The sequence below is a fragment of the Pseudomonas sp. G11-1 genome (genome assembly GCF_024031555.1).
Lineage (GTDB): Bacteria > Pseudomonadota > Gammaproteobacteria > Pseudomonadales > Pseudomonadaceae > Halopseudomonas > Halopseudomonas bauzanensis.
In genome coordinates, this window is record NZ_QEYQ01000003.1 from 112,609 (window position 1) to 127,996 (window position 15,388).

The following is a 15,388-nucleotide window of genomic DNA, read 5'->3' on the forward strand; positions in this document are numbered from 1 at the left end:
GGATTCATTGGCTGGCCTCTGCCCTGTGCGCCTGCAATTGGGGATAGAACGCATGGCTCAGTTGCCGCAGCGCATCGGGCAGGCGCGGCCCCAGACCACCGACCAGCAAGGTCGGGTCAATGCTCAGCAGATGGCCTTCGCGCACCGCGCGGCTGGCGGCCAGGCTAGGGTTCTGCGCCATCAACGCCTGCTGCCCTTCGACCCCACGCAACTGCCGGTCGGTCAGCACCAGCCAATCGGCATCCAGCGCCAGCATGGCTTCGGCGGCCAGGTTCTTGTAACCCTCGTGTTCAGCCAGATTGCGCGCGCCGGCTTGGCGCAGCAGCCAGTCGGCCATGGTATTGCGCCCAGCCACCAGCGGGCTGTTACCGCCAACCCCGAGCAACAACAACACACCCGGTGGTTGATCAGTCTTGCTGGCCAGCTCGATCTGCCGTTGCAGGTCATTCAATTGCCGATGGAAATCTTCCAGCGCCAGCTGCGCCCGCTCAGGCTCACCCAGCAAGGCACCCAGACGCAGCAGATTGTCCTTCAGCGCGCCCAGCTCACTGCTGGCGGACAAGCGCTCGATGCGCACCCCGGCCTTCTCCAATTGGATCAGCACCGGTGGCGGGCCCATTTCTTCGGTGCCCAACAGCAGATCCGGTGCCAGCGTCAGCACGCCTTCGGCGGACAGCTGGCGCTGGTAGCCGACACTGGGCAGTGCAGTGACGGTCTCTGGGTGCTGGCTGGTGGTGTCCACGCCCACCAGCCGATCCTGCCCGCCCAACTCGACTACCCATTCGGTCGCGGCGCCGCCAGCACTGATCCAGCGTTGCGGCAGTTCATCCGCCAGGCTGGCGGTACTGAGCAGCAGGCCGGTACACAGACCGGCCAGGATAGGTTCAAGGCGCATCGGGGGTGGGCTCCATCAACAGGCGGATATCATCGACCTGCTGCTCCTGGAGCAGCACGATCAGATCCAGAAAGGCGGTCAGCGGGGCCTGACGGTCAATCGCCAGATCCAACGCCGGGTGGGTGGCGCTGCTCAGTGCCCCGGGCAGTCCGCTGAGGCTCAACGGGCGGTCATCCAGTCGCCAGCGCCCTGCCGCATCCAGCTCCAGCAACTGCCGCTCGGCATCCGAGGTAACCATGCTGGCGCTATCGCGCTGATCCTGCGGCAGATCCAGCGGACGCTGGAGCAGCGGCACCTGAGCGGTGAGTAGAAAGAACACCAGCACAATAAAGATCACATCCAGCAGCGGCGTGAGATCCGGCAGCAGACTGGCGTTGGCCGTACTGGCCGGGGGCAGGCGAATCATGCGCTGGCCCATCCTGCGACTGCCGTACCCGGCGTCAGCTCCAGGCCATCCAGTGCCAGATGGCAGCGATTGAGCAGTGCCTGCACCCCTTCCAGATAGCGCTCGGCCCACAGGGCAAAGCCCTGGCCGGCGGCCAGTGCCGGAATCGCAATGCACAGGCCCCAGACCGTGGTGTACAGAGCCTGCCAGAGTCCATCGGCCAGCAGTGCGGGGGTGACCGGCTGAGCCACTGCAGCAATATCGGCGAACATGGCGACCATCCCCAGCACGGTGCCCAACAGACCGAGCATGGGAGCCAGCACGCCGATCAGTTGCAGCAGGCGCAAATGCCGACCCAGGCGCTGGCGTTCCTCCAGGAGCCAGCAGCCGAGCAGATCCTCACGCTGTGCAGACGCCAGCCGCCGGTGTTCCAGCAGCAGGCCGAGGGCCTGCCCCCAGCCCTGCCGGTCAGAGCGCCACAGGCGTTCGCACGCCTGCGAGTTGCAATCGCGACAGGCAGTGAGCGCCGCCTGGCGGGCGGCCTGGCGCAGCGGCGCCAATACCAGAAACACATGCAGGCGCTCCAGTATCAGCGCCCCCGCCAACAGCGAGCACAGCCCCAGCGGCCAGCCCACTGCACCCATATGTTCGAACCAGAGCGGCATGGCTCAGGCCTCCAGCGCCGGCGTGAGCTCGGCCAGGGTATGCCAACCCTCCAGCTCCGGCTGACCCGGTTTGCGCGCACCGAACAGTTGCAGGATCAGCTCACCGTCCGCGTCGTAAGCTTCCCAACTGGTGATCACACCGTCGCTGCTGGGCTTGCGCACCCGCCACAGCTGCGCCACCGCGGGCATCTTCAGGTGCAGGTTGAAATCTGCATCGAGCACATTGAACCAGTCACCGACCCAGCGCAGCTCATGCACGGGGCCGGTATGGATCTGGATACAGTGGCGATTACCGACAAACACCATGATCGGCAACTGCTGGGCGGCGGCCTCGGTCATCACGGTGGGCAAGGCCTGGGTAGCCAGCGGTTCGGCCCATTCCCGACCGACCAGCCGCAGCGCCTGCAAGCGTCCGACCTTGTTGCGGTTGAGCATGGCATGGAAGTGATGCACGTCCTTGAGCTGGCGCCAGTCCTCAGCCATGGCGCCGGTATCCACCTCGCCATCGACACGCTCAGTCTGCTTTATCGGAGCCGGTTGCAGATCCAGTTGCGCGGATTGGTCGGCTTCGGCAAAACGGGACAGCAACAGACCCCAGGCATCCAGATCACTCTGCTCGGTGAGAAATACCTTGTGTATCGCCACACCCTGCTGATCGAACACCTGCAAACTGCGCTGCAGGCCCCGAGTCGTCTGCTGCTCCACCGCGAACAGGCTGTGCCAGCCGGAAAGGAACAACCGCAGGTCGATATCCGGCGATACCACCAGTCCCATCTTGCCGCTGCCAGCCACGGTGGTCTCGCGGTAGACGCCCTTGCGCTCGTGCACGCAATGCGCATTGCGGGTCAGCACCATGACCCGGCCCAGGCCCTCCAGCGCTGGCAACAGCTGTGCCCATTCCGGGCGCAGGCGCAGGGTATCGATGCCCAAGCGACTGGCAATCAGTTCCGCCTCGCTGACCGCCAGCTGTTCGGCCACATCCCGGGTGCGCAGGCGGGGTTGCTGCTGGAGCAGTTGCTGCCAGGCTTCGAACAGCGGCGATGTCGGTGTAGCGCTATGGGCTTGCAAGGTCATGATGTGTTCCTCTCGTTTACTCAGCGACGCGCATTCAGCGCGAAATCAATGGGAATCTGCACCCGGCTTGGGGTTGGCTGCCCAGCCAGCAGTTCGGGTTGAAACTTCCAGTCGGCCACCGCCTCCAGTGCGGCCCGATCCAGACTGGTAAAGCCTGACGATTGCACCACCCGTACCTCACGCTGCTCGCCTTCGGCGTCCAGCCGCACTTCCACCAGCACCTGGCCCTGCTGGTTGCGTCGCCGGGCTTGGGCCGGATATACCGGCGCCGCGGGCGGTTCACGAAAACGCGGGGCCTGGCTGACCACCTCCACCGGCTCGGCGGCAGGCAGCGGCGGTGATGCATTGAGCTGCGGGGCCGTGGCGGCGCTGGCTTGCTGCTCTTGCGTTGCTTGCGTTTCTTGCGGCGCTGCCGGAGGCGGCGATTCAACTGGCGGCGTCCTGCTCAGTTGCGGCGCCTGCGCCAGCGGTTGTTTCCGGGGCTCCGGCATCGGGGTTGGCGGGTCCGGCCGCGGCACTACTGCCGGTGCCACGGGCGCTGGCGGAGCCTCAGCCACAGACTCGACCTCCGGCTCAATCGGTGCGGGCGGCACCACAGTCACCAGCCTGGGCAACGCCACAGCCTCCGCCTGCGCAACCGCCGTCGGCCTGGATGCGCCTGGCGGCGTGCGCCAATCCAGCCATTGCCCGGCGGCCAGATGCACCGCCACTGACACCAGCAGAAAGAGTCCGACACGCATTCCCACGTCCAATGCAAGTAATTTATCTCAGTTATTGAGAAGCATTTGCATTTGATTGTCAACCTCGTTTAGCATCCAGCCGACCAAGAAAGCGACCCCTTCGCAGGAGGCAAAAATGAAGAAGCGACTGTCACGCGCACGCCACGGATATCTGGTTCTGCTAATCACCCCCACCATGCTGCTGGCCCAGGAACGATCAGCGACCCAGTTCGATACCATCACGGTCACTGCCACCCGTTCAGAGCAAAGACTGGACGAGGTGCCCAGCACTGTGACCGTGCATGACGAACAGCAGGTGGATCAGCAGAACATCAATGACATCCGCGACCTGGTGCGTTACGAGCCCGGCGTCTCGGTGGGCGGTACTGGCAGTCGCTTCGGCCTGTCCGGATTCAGCATTCGCGGCATCGGTGGCAATCGGGTACTGACCCAAGTGGATGGGGTGGCCATACCGGACGCCTTCACCTTCGGCCCCTTCCTCAGCGCGCAGCGGGACTATGTCGATCCGGATACCCTGAAAAGCGTGGAGATCATCCGCGGCCCGGCCAGTTCGCTGTATGGCAGTGATGCGCTGGGCGGTGCGGTCAGCTTCGTCACCCGGGATGCAGGTGATTATCTGGACGCCGGCGATGATCAGGCCCTGCGCCTGAAAACCGGTTACGACGGCAGCGATGATAGCTGGCAACGCAGCGCCACCTTTGCCGGGCGACGCGGCAGTCTGGATGCGCTGCTGCACCTCAGCCGCCGGGATGGCCAGGCCCAGGACACCTACGGCGGACGCGGCGGCATCGGCGCCGACCGGGAAGAGGCCAACCCACAGGACAAGCAGCGGGAGAATCTGCTGTTCAAACTGGGCTGGGATTACCGCGATGGTGACCGGCTGCAACTGGCCTACGAACGCTTCGAAGACGACATCCGTACCCGGGTTCGCAGCGATGAGAGCCTGACCGCCACCACCCGCCGGCACGCCGCGGTGGATACCTCGGAACGGGAACGCATCACCCTGAGCCACGATATGCGCCTGAATAGCGCTCTGGCCCAGCGCCTGCGCTGGCAGTTGAGCTATCAGGACAGCCAGATGCGCCAGATCACCGATCAGGATCGCTTTACCGCTGGCAGCCTGCGCCAGCGCGAACGGGACTCGCGCTACGAGGAACAAGCCTGGGCGTTCAATACGCAACTGAACACCCGTTTCAACATGGGCTCCGTCGCCCATGACCTGACCTATGGCGTCGATTTGCGCCGACTGGAAAGCAGCGACCTGCGTACCGGCTGGGAAATCTTCGCCGATACCGGCCTGCCGGTACCGCCCAGCCCCTTCGGCGAAAGCTTCCCGATCAGCGACTTCCCCGATCCGGTCACCGAGGAATATGCCCTGTTTGTGCAGGATCGTCTGGAGATCGGTCGCTGGACCCTACTCGCCGGCCTGCGCTATGACCATTACCGGCTCAAGCCCGACGTCACCCAGGAATACCTCAACGGTAATCCGGTGGAGCGCAACCCGGGCAATTTCAGCGATGGCCAGCTGTCTCCCAAGTTGGGCGTGACCTACAAGCTGGACGACGCCCACAGCCTGTATGGCCAGTACGCCGCCGGCTTCCGCGCACCCAATGCGGTGGATATCTTCGGTGAGTTCGTCAACGTCGCCAGCAATTACCAGACCCTGGCCAACACCAATCTCAAACCGGAAACCAGTGACAGCCTGGAAGTCGGCCTGCGCGGTCGGTATGACAGCGGCAGCATAGGCCTGGCGCTGTTCTACAACCGCTATGACGACTTCATCGAGCAGGTCACCTTGCCGAATGACCCCACCGGCAATAACCGGCTGACCTTCCAGTATCAGAACCTCGATCGGGTCACCATTCGCGGTGCGGAACTGCGCGGCGAGCTGTTCCTCGATCGCATTGGTCTGCCCGCCGGCAGCAGCCTGCGCGGCAGCCTGGCCTATGCCCGGGGCAAGGACGAACAGACCGGCCAGCCGCTGAACAGCATCGACCCACTCAAGGGCGTCCTGGGTCTGGGTTATGACGCCCCCAGCGGACGTTACGGCAGCGAGCTGGTCTGGACGCTGGTGGATGGCAAGAGCCGCACCGACGACAGCACCGCCGATCAGTTCGAGCCAGCCGGCTATGGTCTGCTGGATCTGCATGGCTATCTGCGCGTAGCAGACAATCTGACGGTCAACGCCGGCCTGTTCAACCTGACCGACAAGCAGCACTGGCACTGGACGGATGTTCGCGGCCAGACCGCCAGCAACCCCGGCATCGGCCGCTACAGCCAACCGGGACGCAACGCAGCGGTGAATCTGGTGTGGGAGATCTGATTTGACGCCCATTCAGGGTTGGTTTAGCTTACGCTGAATAAAACGAGCGTTTGATTTTAGAACGCCGACCGCGATCCAGCTGACGGACTCCAACCATGAATGCGGCTATCGACACTTCCAGCCCGGCCATCCCCGCCGAGAAAATCACCCTGACCGCCAGCGATGGCTATCCGCTGACCGCCTATCGTTATCCCGCCCGGGGTGAAGCCAAGGGCAATCTGCTGGTGGCTGGCGGTACCGGTGTGCCGCAGCGTTTCTACCGGCGTTTCGCCGAATATGCCGCGCAGCGCGGGTTGAATGTGCTGACGCTGGATTACCGCGGCGCCAGCGAGTCGAGTCCCGCGTCGCTGAAAGGCTTCGAAATGTCCTACCTGGACTGGTCGCAGAAGGATCTGGCGGCGGCGGTGGCGTTGCTGGCCCAAGAGCAACTACCGCTGTACTGGGTCGGGCACTCCTTCGGCGGGCATGCCATTGGCCTGCTACCCAATCATCACCAACTGACGGCGTGCTACACCTTTGGCACCGGTGCCGGCTGGGCTGGCTGGATGCCCACGGGCGAGGCGCTGAAGATTCGGTTGTTCTGGCATGTCATCATGCCGGCAATCGTGTCCTGGAAAGGTTATATGGCCTGGAGCCTGCTGGGCATGGGCGATGACCTGCCACTTGGGGTGTATCGGGACTGGAAGCGCTGGTGCGGTTTTCCGCACTATTATTTCGACGATCCGTCCATGACCTGGGTAAAGCCGCTATATGCAGCGGTGCAGGTACCCTGCGCCTTCGTCACCGCAACAGATGATCCCTGGGCACCGCCGCGCTCGCGCGATGCCTTCGCCAAGGCCTACAGCAATGCCGCGAAAATGGTCGCGGATATCAGTCCGGCGCCCGGGCATCAGGCCATCGGGCACATGGGCTATTTTCGCCGTGAGTCGCACGCGTTCTGGGATCAGGCCCTGGACTGGCTGTTGCAGCAGCCAGTCGCAGCTGTCACGCCACAGACCGGTTAATACCGCTGTCCGGCATGCTGCCTCAGAACCCTTCCAGCACTATCTTGCCAATGGCATGGCCACCTTCGATCAGTTGGTGCGCCTGACGCAGGTTGGCAGCGTTGATCTGCCCCAGGTGAACCTTGTCCAGCGCCCGCAATTCGCCCTGGTCGAGCAGCTCGGCGATGCGGTTGAGGATATCGTGCTGGCGCTGCATATCGGCGGTCTGGAACATCGAGCGGGTGAACATGGACTCCCAGTGGATGGAAACGCTCTTGGCCTTGAACAGGCGCAGGTCCACAGGGTCCGGATCATCGATGATGCCCAGCCGCCCCTGGGGAGCCATGAGCTCGGCCAGCGCCGCCCACGCTTCGACGCTGGTGTGGGTGGAAAAGGCAAAGTCGATCAGGCCGATGTTCAAATCGAGAATCTGCGCGACCAGGGGTTTGCTGTGATCGATCACGTGATGGGCGCCCATATCACGCACCCATTGGGCGCTTTCCGGACGCGAAGCGGTACCGATAACCGTGGCGCCGGCCTGGCGCGCCAGCTGGATAGCAGCTGAAGGTACGCCGCCGGCACCGCCCAGCACCAACAGCTTGGGCGCGTGGTCGGCCGCCTGCTGCGGCATGCCGAGGCGGTCGAACAGCATCTCGTAGGCCGTCAGCATAACCAGCGGCACCGAGGCCGCGGCGGCGGGATCGAGATTGCGCGGCTGGCGCCCGACGATACGCTCGTCGACCAACTGCCACTCGGCATTGGAACCCTGGCGCTGCAGCTCGCCGGCATAGAACACCTCATCGCCAGGCTGGAACAGCGTGACTTCCGGGCCGACCGCCTCGACCACGCCGGCGGCATCGTAGCCAAGTACCCGCGGCTCGTCAGGCGAGGCGCTGAAAACCTGCCGGCTCTTGATGTCCCGCGGGTTGACTGATATCGCCTGCACCTTCACCAATAGATCCCGCCCGGTCGGCGCAGGCTTGGGCAGTTCCAGGTCGATCAGCGCCTGGTCATTATCGATTGGCAATTGTTCGGTATAACCCACCGCTTTCATATCAGTCTCCCTCCTCGGAATGTCAGCACAGGATAGCCAGCCGCAGGCCTCTGGGCCACCCCGCCGGGTCAGCGAACGTCTTGTTGGCTGTCAGGACACTATGTCGCAGCGTAACCTGACCCAGATCAAATTATCCCTTGCAGCACAGCCACATAATCAGCTCATGAAGGAAAATTCCTGGGCTGATGGGGAAATTGATGGCTGTATCGGTGCACTGTTCTCGTCCGCTGCTGCTGGTCGCTGCACTGTTGCTGGCCGCCACCACCGCAGCAGCGCCGCTGCCGACCACGGAACGCCAGCAGCAACTCGCCAACCTGCTGCTGCAGGACTGCGGCTCCTGCCACGGCCTGCGCATGACCGGCGGCCTGGGCCCGGCACTGACCCGTGAAGCGCTGACTGACAAACCGCGTGACAGCCTGCTCGCTACCGTCGCCCATGGCCGCCCCGGGACCGCCATGCCCGGCTGGAAGGCCCTGCTTGATGAGCAGGACATCGCCTGGCTGGTCGACCGCCTGCTTGAAGGAGCTCCCCAGCCATGAAACGTCCTCTGCTCAGTCTCATAGCCGCCGCATTATTGCTCGGCGGTTGCGCCCACCCGTCACCCACCCTGCCGCTGCGCGGTACCGGCGACCTGGGCGTGGTAGTGGAACGCGCCACCGGCACCCTGCAATTGATCGAAAGCAGCACCCGCACCAGCCTGGCGCGCATCGATGGGCTGGGCGATCTGTCCCATGCCTCGGTGGTGTTCTCCCATGACCAGCGTTACGCCTATGTATTCGGCCGTGACGGCGGCCTGACCAAAGTCGATTTGTTGCTGCAACAGGTCGACAAGCGCGTGATCCAGGCCGGCAACAGCATCGGCGGTGCCATCAGCCAGGACGGCTCGCTGATCGCCGTGGGCAACTACGAACCCGGCGGGGTCAAGGTGTTCGATGCCGTTAGCCTGGCGCTGATCGCCGATATTCCGGCCACGCCGCTGGCCGACGGCAGCCGTAACTCCCGCGTAGTCGGCGTCACCGACGTGCCCGGCCAGCGTTTCATCTACAGCCTGTTCGATACCGGCGAGACCTGGCTGCTGGATTTCAGTCAGGGGAATGATCCGCAGATCACCCGTTTCGAGAACATCGGCAACCAGCCCTATGATGCGCTGCTCACCCCGGAAGGCCGCTATTACATCGCCGGCCTGTTCGGTGAGAACGGCATGGCCAAGATCGATCTCTGGCACCCGGAACGGGGTGTCGAGCGCATTCTCGAGGACTATGGCCGTGGCGAGCAGAAGCTGCCGGTCTACAAGATGCCCCATCTGGAGGGCTGGACCCTGGCCGGTGATCAGGCCTTCGTTCCGGCCGTCGGCCACCATCAGGTGCTGGTGCTGGATAGCACGACCTGGCAGCAGACCGGCGCCATCGATGTGGCCGGGCAGCCGATCTTCGTCATGGCGCGGCCGGATGCCCGGCAGATCTGGGTCAACTTCGCCCATCCGGACAATCATCAGGTCCAGGTGATCGACAGCGAAACCCACCAGATCATCGCCACCCTCGAACCCGGGCCCGCAGTGCTGCACATGGAATTCACCGCCCGTGGCGACCAGCTGTGGCTGTCCGTGCGTGACGGCGGCGAGATCCAGGTGTGGGACCCCTACACCCTGAAGCAGATCGCCAGCCTGCCGGCAGACAGCCCCAGCGGTATCTTCTTCAGCAGTCGCGCCCATGACACCGGCTTATGAGCAGCCCTGTAGCCATTCGCGGGGCGAGCCCGCTCCCACCACAAGGGAATGCCCATATGCAACTGGACGATCTCAGTCGCCGCCTGATCGAGCGCTACCAACACCAACTGCCAATCTGTGCCGACCCCTGGCAAGCCATGGCAGATGAGCTGGGCTGCAGCGCGGCCGAGGTACTGGATTGCCTGCGCCAGCTGGATGAGCAGGGCGCGCTGTCGCGCGTGGGCCCGGTGTTCGAGCACAGCCGCGCCGGCGCCAGCACCCTGGTGGCGCTGGCGGTGCCGGAATCCCGGCTGGAGCAGGTCGCCGAGCTGGTCAACCGCTACCCCGAGGTCAATCACAACTACCTGCGCGAGCACGATTACAACCTGTGGTTCGTCCTCACCGGCCCGGATCGCCAGTCCCTGGAGCGTTGCCTGGAGGATATCCAGCAGACCACCGGACTCGCTCCGCTCGACCTGCCCATGCGCCGCGCCTATCGCATCGACCTGGGCTTTTCCCTGGAGGCCACCCCATGAACGGGCTCGACCCCCGACAACGCACCGCGCTGCGACAGCAGCTGGAAAATGGCCTGCCGTTGACCGCCCGACCCTGGCAGACCCTGGCCGAACAACTCGGCAGCAGCGAAGCCGCCGTACTCGAACAGGCCCGGCAATGGAACGATGAAGGATTATTCCGCCGCTTTGGCCTGGTGGTGCATCACCGTAACCTGGGCTTTCGCGCCAATGCCATGCTGGTGCTGAACATTCCCGACCATGAGGTCGATGCCATCGGCGAACGGCTGGGCCGCGCCGATGGCGTCAACCTCTGCTATCAGCGCCCCCGCCGGCTGCCACACTGGCCGTTCAACCTGTTCTGCATGGTGCATGGCCGTGAGCGGGCCGCGGTGCAGGCGCATATCGCCGAACTGCTGGCCCGGCATGGGCTGGATCAAATGCCGCACCGGTTGCTGTTCAGCACCCGCGCCTTCAAGCAGCGGGGCGGGCGATTTACCCCGAGCCTGCCGCAGGAGACCGCCCATGGATGATCTGGACCGGCGCCTGATCAATCGTCTGCAACACGGCCTGCCGCTGGTACCACAGCCCTGGCAAGCTCTGGCCAATGAGCTGAATAGCCAACCGCAGCTGCTGCGCCAGCGGGTCCAGGCGCTGCTGGATGACGGCACCCTGACCCGCTTCGGGCCAATGTTCGATATCGAGCGCGTCGGCGGCGCCTTCACCCTGGCGGCCCTCGCCGTGCCCGAGGAACGCTTCGATACGGTGGCAGAGCAACTGCACGCCATGCCGGAAGTGGCCCACAACTACCGGCGTGGGCATACCTGGAACATGTGGTTCGTGCTGGCCTGCGCTACCCCGGACGGCATCAGCGCCAGCATTGCGCATATCGAACAGCTGACCGGCCTGCCGGTGCTCAACCTGCCCAAGGAGGAGACCTACCATGTCGGCCTGCACCTGCCCGTCTGACCCCGACCTGACCCGCCGCCTGATCGACCTGACCCAGGCCGGCCTGCCGCTGGTGGATGATCCCTGGGCCTGGATTGCCGAACGCCTGGGCATCAGCAGCAAGCAGGCGCTGCAACTGCTACAGCAGCTGCAGCGCGACGGCGCCATCCGCCGTATCGCCGCTGTACCCAACCATTACCGCCTCGGCTACCGCCACAACGGCATGACCGTCTGGGACGTGGAAGATGCGCGCATGGATCAGCTTGGTCCGCTGGTCGGCGCCCAGCCCTTTGTCAGCCACTGCTACCGACGCCCCCGCCGGGACGGCTGGCGCTACAACCTGTTTGCCATGGTGCATGGGCGCAGCGCCGAGGACATCGACCGTGACCGCCAGCGCATCCGTCAGCTGCTGGGCGATGCCTGCCGCGCCGACGACATGCTGGTCAGCAGCCGCATCCTGAAAAAGACCGGACTGCGACTGAACCGCCCCGCCCCCACCGACCGCGCCCAGGCGCCGTCACAGGAGAGTTCTTCATGCTCAGAATAAGCCATTACCTACGCGCCCTGGCCAATCCGAGCCTGCGCGTCCTCGGCGCCCGCGGCACGCCCGGCACCCGCCCGCCGGTAGTCATCTGGAATCTGCTGCGGCGCTGCAACCTGACCTGCAAGCACTGCTACGCCACCTCCGCCGACAGCGAATTCCGCGACGAGCTGGATACCACCGGGGCCCTGCGGGTGATCGATGATCTGCATGCCGCTGGCGTGCGCGTGCTGATCCTGTCCGGTGGCGAGCCGCTGCTGCGCGACGACATTTTCCAGCTGTCGGATTACGCCCGGGACAAGGGCTTTTTCGTCGCCCTGTCGACCAATGGCACACTGATTACCGAAGCCAATATCGGGCAGATCGTCGCGGCTCGCTACGATTACGTCGGCATCAGCATTGATGGTCTGCAGGCGGTGCACGACGAGTGGCGCCAGCTCAAGGGCAGCTTTGCCGCCTCCATGCACGCCATCGACCTGTGCCGCCAGCATGACCTCCGCGTGGGCCTGCGCACCACGCTGACCCAGCACAACTACCCGCAGCTGCCGGCGCTGCTGGAACTGATGCGCGAGCATGACGTACAGAAGTTCTATCTGTCACACCTGAACTACAGCGGTCGCGGCAAACGCAGCCGCAAGGCCGATGCCCATCACGCGATGACCCGCGACGTGCTCGACCAACTGTTCGAGCAGGCCTGGACTGATGTACAGCAGGGCCGCGATACCGACTTCGTCACGGGTAATAACGACGCTGATGCCATCTTGCTGTTGCAGTGGGCGCAGCGGCGCATCCCCGAACATGCCCCGCGGCTGGAGCAGATGTTGCGCGCCTGGGGCGGCAATGCCTCCGGCAGCGGCATCGCCAATATCGACAACATCGGCAATGTGCACCCGGACACCTACTGGTGGCAGCACTCCGTCGGCAATATCCGCCAGCGCAGCTTCAAGGATATCTGGCTGGACAACCCCGACCCGCTGCTGTTGCAACTGCGCCAGCACCCGCGTGCCGTGGGCGGACGTTGCGGTCAGTGCCAATGGCTGCCGATCTGCAACGGCAACACCCGGACCCGCGCCTGGGCTACCGGCGACCTCTGGGGCGAGGACCCGGGTTGCTACCTGACCGACAGCGAAATCGGCCTGTCGGATAGCCAATTCATTCCCTGCCAAGTGGTGTATGAACATGCATGACCTAGCTGACGGCTCGACAACCGGCATGCACCCGGATTGCTTTCCTGCTGCGTTGCGCGCCACCTTTGCTCCCGGCGAAGTGGCCCTGGTCGGCGCCGGTCCGGGCGATCCCGGGCTGCTGACCCTGCGCGCCTGGAGCCTGCTGCAGCAGGCCGATGTGGTGGTCTATGACCGGCTGGTAAGCCCGGCACTGCTGGCGCTGCTGCCAGCCGGGTGTGCTCGCCGCTTCGTCGGCAAGACCAGCGGTTACCACAGCTTGCCGCAGGAGCAGATCAACCAGCTGCTGGTCGATCTGGCCCTGCAGGACCAACGCGTGGTGCGGCTCAAGGGTGGCGACCCCTTCATCTTCGGCCGCGGCGCCGAGGAGCTGGAATTCCTGCTGGCGCGGGGTATCGACTGCCAGGTCGTACCCGGCATCACCGCCGCCTCAGGCTGCAGCACCTACGCCGGCATCCCGCTGACCCATCGCGACCTGGCCCAATCCTGCCAGTTCATCACCGGCCATCTGCAGCAGGATGGCGCCCTCAACCTGCCCTGGCAGAGCCTGGCCAGCGGCGGTCAGACCCTGGTGTTCTATATGGGCCTGGCCAGTCTGGGCGCCATTTCCCGGGAGCTGATCAATGCCGGCCTGCCCGCCGACACGCCTGCGGCGCTGATCGGTAACGGCACCCGGGATGATCAGCAGGTGGTACGCGGTAGCCTGCAGCAACTGGAGCGACTGGCCCAGGAGCATCACCTCAGCGCACCGACGCTGACCGTCATCGGCCAGGTGGTCGGGCTGTTCGCCGACCAGCAGTTGACCCACCCAGCACGGCTGCGCGCCCAACCGGTACTGGCCGAACGGGGGGCTGTGGCATGCGGCTGATCTCCACCCTGCTATTCAGCATGACCCTGCCGGTAGCAGCCCTGGCCGATGCTTCCAGCGTCCCCGATGTCGCCATGCTGTATCAGGCCCAGTGCCAGAGCTGCCATGGCGTCAATCGGCTCGGCGGCACCGGCCCCGCACTGCTGCCCGAGAGTCTCGGCCGCATCAAGCCCGAGGAGGTGCGCAAGGTCATCCAGGACGGCCGACCGGCCAGTCAAATGACAGCCTTCGGCACGCTGCTCAACGGCGAAGACATCGACGCCCTGGTCAGTTACCTGTACACCCCGGCCAAGGTGCCGCCCACTTGGCAGGACGCCGATATCCGTGCCAGTCACCGCTTGTTCGCTGATCCCGGGCAACTGCCGGACAGCCCGCAACATACCGCTGATCCGCTCAATCTGTTCGTCGTGGTCGAGGCCGGCAATCATCATGTGCGCATCCTCGACGGCGACAATTTCGAGGAGCTGACACGGTTCCAGTCGCACTTTGCCCTGCATGGCGGGCCGAAGTTCTCGCCGGAAGGGCGCTTCGTCTACTTCGCCTCGCGGGATGGCTGGATCAGCAAGTACGACCTGCACAACCTGACCATGATCGCCGAGGTGCGCGCCGGGCTGAATACCCGCAACCTGGCGGTCAGCAATGATGGTCGCTGGGTGCTGGTCGGCAATTATCTCCCGGGCAACCTGGTGGTGCTGGATGCCCGCGACCTGTCCCTGGTCAAACCCATTCCCACGGTCGGCAGCGACGGTACGCCCTCCCGGGTCAGCGCCGTCTACACCGCGCCCCAGCGCGACAGTTTCGTGGTTGCGCTGAAGGATGTGCAGGAAGTCTGGGAACTGTCCTATGCGGGCCAGCCGGACTTCGCCCCGCGACGGATCATTGCCGCGGATTATCTCGACGACTTCTCCTTCACCCCGGATTACCGCTACCTGCTGGCCACCTCGCGCAAGGCCAAAGGCGGTCAGGTGATCGACCTGGATACCGGCAAGGCGCTGACGGACATCCCGCTGCCGGGCATGCCGCACCTGGGCTCGGGCATCTACTGGCAGCGCGACGGCAAATGGGTATTCGCCACGCCCAACATCAGCCAGGGACTGATCTCGGTACTGGACCTGGACACCTGGGAGCTGATCAAGGAAATCCCCACCGAAGGCCCGGGCTTCTTCATGCGCAGCCATGAGAATTCACCCTACGCCTGGACCGACGTGTTCTTCGGGCCAAACAACGACGCCATCCACCTGATCGACAAACAGACCCTGGAAGTCGCTCACACCCTGCGCCCGGTTCCGGGCAAGAACGCCGCCCACGTGGAATTCACCCGCGACGGCCGACACCTGCTGTTGAGCATCTGGGACGAGGACGGTGCGCTGCTGGTACTCGACAGCGAGACCCTGGAGGAAGTGAAGCGCATCCCGATGAACAAACCGTCGGGCAAGTACAACGTGGGTAACAAGATTGGTTTTGTGGAGGGAACGTCGCATTGAGTGAGAGGGTGCGCGCTTCGTCCCCAA

General features: G+C 64.5%; 17 protein-coding genes. 11 read left to right on the plus strand and 6 right to left on the minus strand.

The genetic code is table 11. From position 1 onward, the window contains the following. Positions 1 to 4: 4 nt before the first annotated feature. From DHB74_RS10785 to DHB74_RS10805, 5 genes are read right to left on the minus strand one after another with little or no spacing between them, the layout of a single operon-like run. Complete coding sequence (locus DHB74_RS10785) at positions 5 to 895, minus strand: heme/hemin ABC transporter substrate-binding protein (protein ID WP_499161437.1); 891 nt, start codon at positions 893 to 895, stop codon at positions 5 to 7. Continuing rightward, positions 885 to 1,301, minus strand: coding sequence for an ExbD/TolR family protein (locus DHB74_RS10790; RefSeq protein ID WP_499161438.1), 417 nt, complete (start codon positions 1,299 to 1,301; stop codon positions 885 to 887). The genes DHB74_RS10785 and DHB74_RS10790 overlap by 11 nt, the downstream gene beginning before the upstream one ends. Beyond that, positions 1,298 to 1,945 (minus strand): MotA/TolQ/ExbB proton channel family protein, encoded by a 648-nt coding sequence (locus tag DHB74_RS10795; RefSeq protein WP_036991464.1) that lies wholly within the window; start codon positions 1,943 to 1,945, stop codon positions 1,298 to 1,300. Before DHB74_RS10795 ends, DHB74_RS10790 begins: the two co-directional genes overlap by 4 nt. Before the next feature lie 3 nt (positions 1,946 to 1,948). Beyond that, entirely contained in the window at positions 1,949 to 3,019 is a 1,071-nt protein-coding gene (locus DHB74_RS10800; RefSeq protein ID WP_499161439.1) for a hemin-degrading factor, read from the minus strand. 20 nt (positions 3,020 to 3,039) lie between these two features. After that, a complete protein-coding gene (locus DHB74_RS10805; RefSeq protein ID WP_280165022.1) occupies positions 3,040 to 3,759 on the minus strand; it encodes a TonB family protein in 720 nt (239 codons plus the stop codon). A 115-nt stretch (positions 3,760 to 3,874) separates the two neighbouring features. Between DHB74_RS10805 and DHB74_RS10810 the strand changes: the two genes are divergently transcribed. Together DHB74_RS10810 and DHB74_RS10815 are read left to right on the plus strand one after the other, a co-directional pair. Then, complete coding sequence (locus DHB74_RS10810; RefSeq protein ID WP_499161440.1) at positions 3,875 to 6,082, plus strand: TonB-dependent hemoglobin/transferrin/lactoferrin family receptor; 2,208 nt, start codon at positions 3,875 to 3,877, stop codon at positions 6,080 to 6,082. Positions 6,083 to 6,177: 95 nt separating this feature from the next. Further along, complete coding sequence (locus tag DHB74_RS10815; protein ID WP_051611174.1) at positions 6,178 to 7,086, plus strand: alpha/beta hydrolase family protein; 909 nt, start codon at positions 6,178 to 6,180, stop codon at positions 7,084 to 7,086. Positions 7,087 to 7,108: 22 nt separating this feature from the next. Here DHB74_RS10815 and DHB74_RS10820 read toward each other — a convergent pair whose 3' ends face one another. Then, positions 7,109 to 8,119, minus strand: coding sequence for a zinc-binding alcohol dehydrogenase family protein (locus DHB74_RS10820; protein WP_036991471.1), 1,011 nt, complete (start codon positions 8,117 to 8,119; stop codon positions 7,109 to 7,111). 197 nt (positions 8,120 to 8,316) lie between these two features. Between DHB74_RS10820 and DHB74_RS10825 the strand changes: the two genes are divergently transcribed. Genes DHB74_RS10825 through DHB74_RS10865 form a run of 9 tightly spaced genes read left to right on the plus strand, consistent with a single transcriptional unit; the run spans position 8,317 to position 15,361 of the window. Next, positions 8,317 to 8,658, plus strand: coding sequence for a c-type cytochrome (locus DHB74_RS10825; protein ID WP_499161441.1), 342 nt, complete (start codon positions 8,317 to 8,319; stop codon positions 8,656 to 8,658). Beyond that, on the plus strand, positions 8,655 to 9,845 hold the full coding sequence (locus DHB74_RS10830; protein WP_499161442.1) for a cytochrome D1 domain-containing protein: 1,191 nt from the start codon (positions 8,655 to 8,657) through the stop codon (positions 9,843 to 9,845). The genes DHB74_RS10825 and DHB74_RS10830 overlap by 4 nt, the downstream gene beginning before the upstream one ends. A gap of 56 nt (positions 9,846 to 9,901) precedes the next feature. Further along, positions 9,902 to 10,360 (plus strand): Lrp/AsnC family transcriptional regulator, encoded by a 459-nt coding sequence (locus tag DHB74_RS10835; RefSeq protein WP_499161443.1) that lies wholly within the window; start codon positions 9,902 to 9,904, stop codon positions 10,358 to 10,360. Further along, on the plus strand, positions 10,357 to 10,869 hold the full coding sequence (ahbB, locus tag DHB74_RS10840; protein ID WP_499161444.1) for a siroheme decarboxylase subunit beta: 513 nt from the start codon (positions 10,357 to 10,359) through the stop codon (positions 10,867 to 10,869). The genes DHB74_RS10835 and ahbB (DHB74_RS10840) overlap by 4 nt, the downstream gene beginning before the upstream one ends. After that, positions 10,862 to 11,305 (plus strand): Lrp/AsnC family transcriptional regulator, encoded by a 444-nt coding sequence (locus DHB74_RS10845; protein ID WP_499161445.1) that lies wholly within the window; start codon positions 10,862 to 10,864, stop codon positions 11,303 to 11,305. The genes ahbB (DHB74_RS10840) and DHB74_RS10845 overlap by 8 nt, the downstream gene beginning before the upstream one ends. Then, positions 11,280 to 11,831 (plus strand): siroheme decarboxylase subunit beta, encoded by a 552-nt coding sequence (gene ahbB / locus DHB74_RS10850; protein ID WP_280165014.1) that lies wholly within the window; start codon positions 11,280 to 11,282, stop codon positions 11,829 to 11,831. Before DHB74_RS10845 ends, ahbB (DHB74_RS10850) begins: the two co-directional genes overlap by 26 nt. Continuing rightward, positions 11,819 to 13,012: a heme d1 biosynthesis radical SAM protein NirJ gene (nirJ, locus tag DHB74_RS10855; RefSeq protein WP_499161446.1), complete on the plus strand. Its 1,194-nt coding sequence runs from the start codon at positions 11,819 to 11,821 to the stop codon at positions 13,010 to 13,012. Before ahbB (DHB74_RS10850) ends, nirJ begins: the two co-directional genes overlap by 13 nt. A gap of 25 nt (positions 13,013 to 13,037) precedes the next feature. Further along, on the plus strand, positions 13,038 to 13,877 hold the full coding sequence (gene cobA / locus DHB74_RS10860; protein ID WP_499161592.1) for a uroporphyrinogen-III C-methyltransferase: 840 nt from the start codon (positions 13,038 to 13,040) through the stop codon (positions 13,875 to 13,877). Further along, the gene (locus DHB74_RS10865; protein WP_499161447.1) at positions 13,868 to 15,361 is read left to right on the plus strand and encodes a cytochrome D1 domain-containing protein; all 1,494 of its coding nucleotides are present in this window, start codon (positions 13,868 to 13,870) and stop codon (positions 15,359 to 15,361) included. Before cobA ends, DHB74_RS10865 begins: the two co-directional genes overlap by 10 nt. Positions 15,362 to 15,388 lie beyond the last annotated feature (27 nt).

Excerpts from the sequence above, each read along its gene's own strand:
- DHB74_RS10845 (WP_499161445.1), top strand. The coding sequence starts at position 10,862 with ATGGATGATCTGGACCGGCGCCTGATCAATCGTCTGCAACACGGCCTG.
- DHB74_RS10820 (WP_036991471.1), bottom strand. The coding sequence starts at position 8,119 with ATGAAAGCGGTGGGTTATACCGAACAATTGCCAATCGATAATGACCAG.
- DHB74_RS10825 (WP_499161441.1), top strand. The coding sequence starts at position 8,317 with ATGGCTGTATCGGTGCACTGTTCTCGTCCGCTGCTGCTGGTCGCTGCA.
- DHB74_RS10830 (WP_499161442.1), top strand. The coding sequence starts at position 8,655 with ATGAAACGTCCTCTGCTCAGTCTCATAGCCGCCGCATTATTGCTCGGC.
- DHB74_RS10795 (WP_036991464.1), bottom strand. The coding sequence starts at position 1,945 with ATGCCGCTCTGGTTCGAACATATGGGTGCAGTGGGCTGGCCGCTGGGG.
- DHB74_RS10790 (WP_499161438.1), bottom strand. The coding sequence starts at position 1,301 with ATGATTCGCCTGCCCCCGGCCAGTACGGCCAACGCCAGTCTGCTGCCG.
- DHB74_RS10865 (WP_499161447.1), top strand. The coding sequence starts at position 13,868 with ATGCGGCTGATCTCCACCCTGCTATTCAGCATGACCCTGCCGGTAGCA.
- ahbB (WP_499161444.1), top strand. The coding sequence starts at position 10,357 with ATGAACGGGCTCGACCCCCGACAACGCACCGCGCTGCGACAGCAGCTG.
- DHB74_RS10810 (WP_499161440.1), top strand. The coding sequence starts at position 3,875 with ATGAAGAAGCGACTGTCACGCGCACGCCACGGATATCTGGTTCTGCTA.
- nirJ (WP_499161446.1), top strand. The coding sequence starts at position 11,819 with ATGCTCAGAATAAGCCATTACCTACGCGCCCTGGCCAATCCGAGCCTG.
- ahbB (WP_280165014.1), top strand. The coding sequence starts at position 11,280 with ATGTCGGCCTGCACCTGCCCGTCTGACCCCGACCTGACCCGCCGCCTG.
- DHB74_RS10800 (WP_499161439.1), bottom strand. The coding sequence starts at position 3,019 with ATGACCTTGCAAGCCCATAGCGCTACACCGACATCGCCGCTGTTCGAA.
- DHB74_RS10805 (WP_280165022.1), bottom strand. The coding sequence starts at position 3,759 with ATGCGTGTCGGACTCTTTCTGCTGGTGTCAGTGGCGGTGCATCTGGCC.
- DHB74_RS10815 (WP_051611174.1), top strand. The coding sequence starts at position 6,178 with ATGAATGCGGCTATCGACACTTCCAGCCCGGCCATCCCCGCCGAGAAA.
- DHB74_RS10785 (WP_499161437.1), bottom strand. The coding sequence starts at position 895 with ATGCGCCTTGAACCTATCCTGGCCGGTCTGTGTACCGGCCTGCTGCTC.
- cobA (WP_499161592.1), top strand. The coding sequence starts at position 13,038 with ATGCACCCGGATTGCTTTCCTGCTGCGTTGCGCGCCACCTTTGCTCCC.
- DHB74_RS10835 (WP_499161443.1), top strand. The coding sequence starts at position 9,902 with ATGCAACTGGACGATCTCAGTCGCCGCCTGATCGAGCGCTACCAACAC.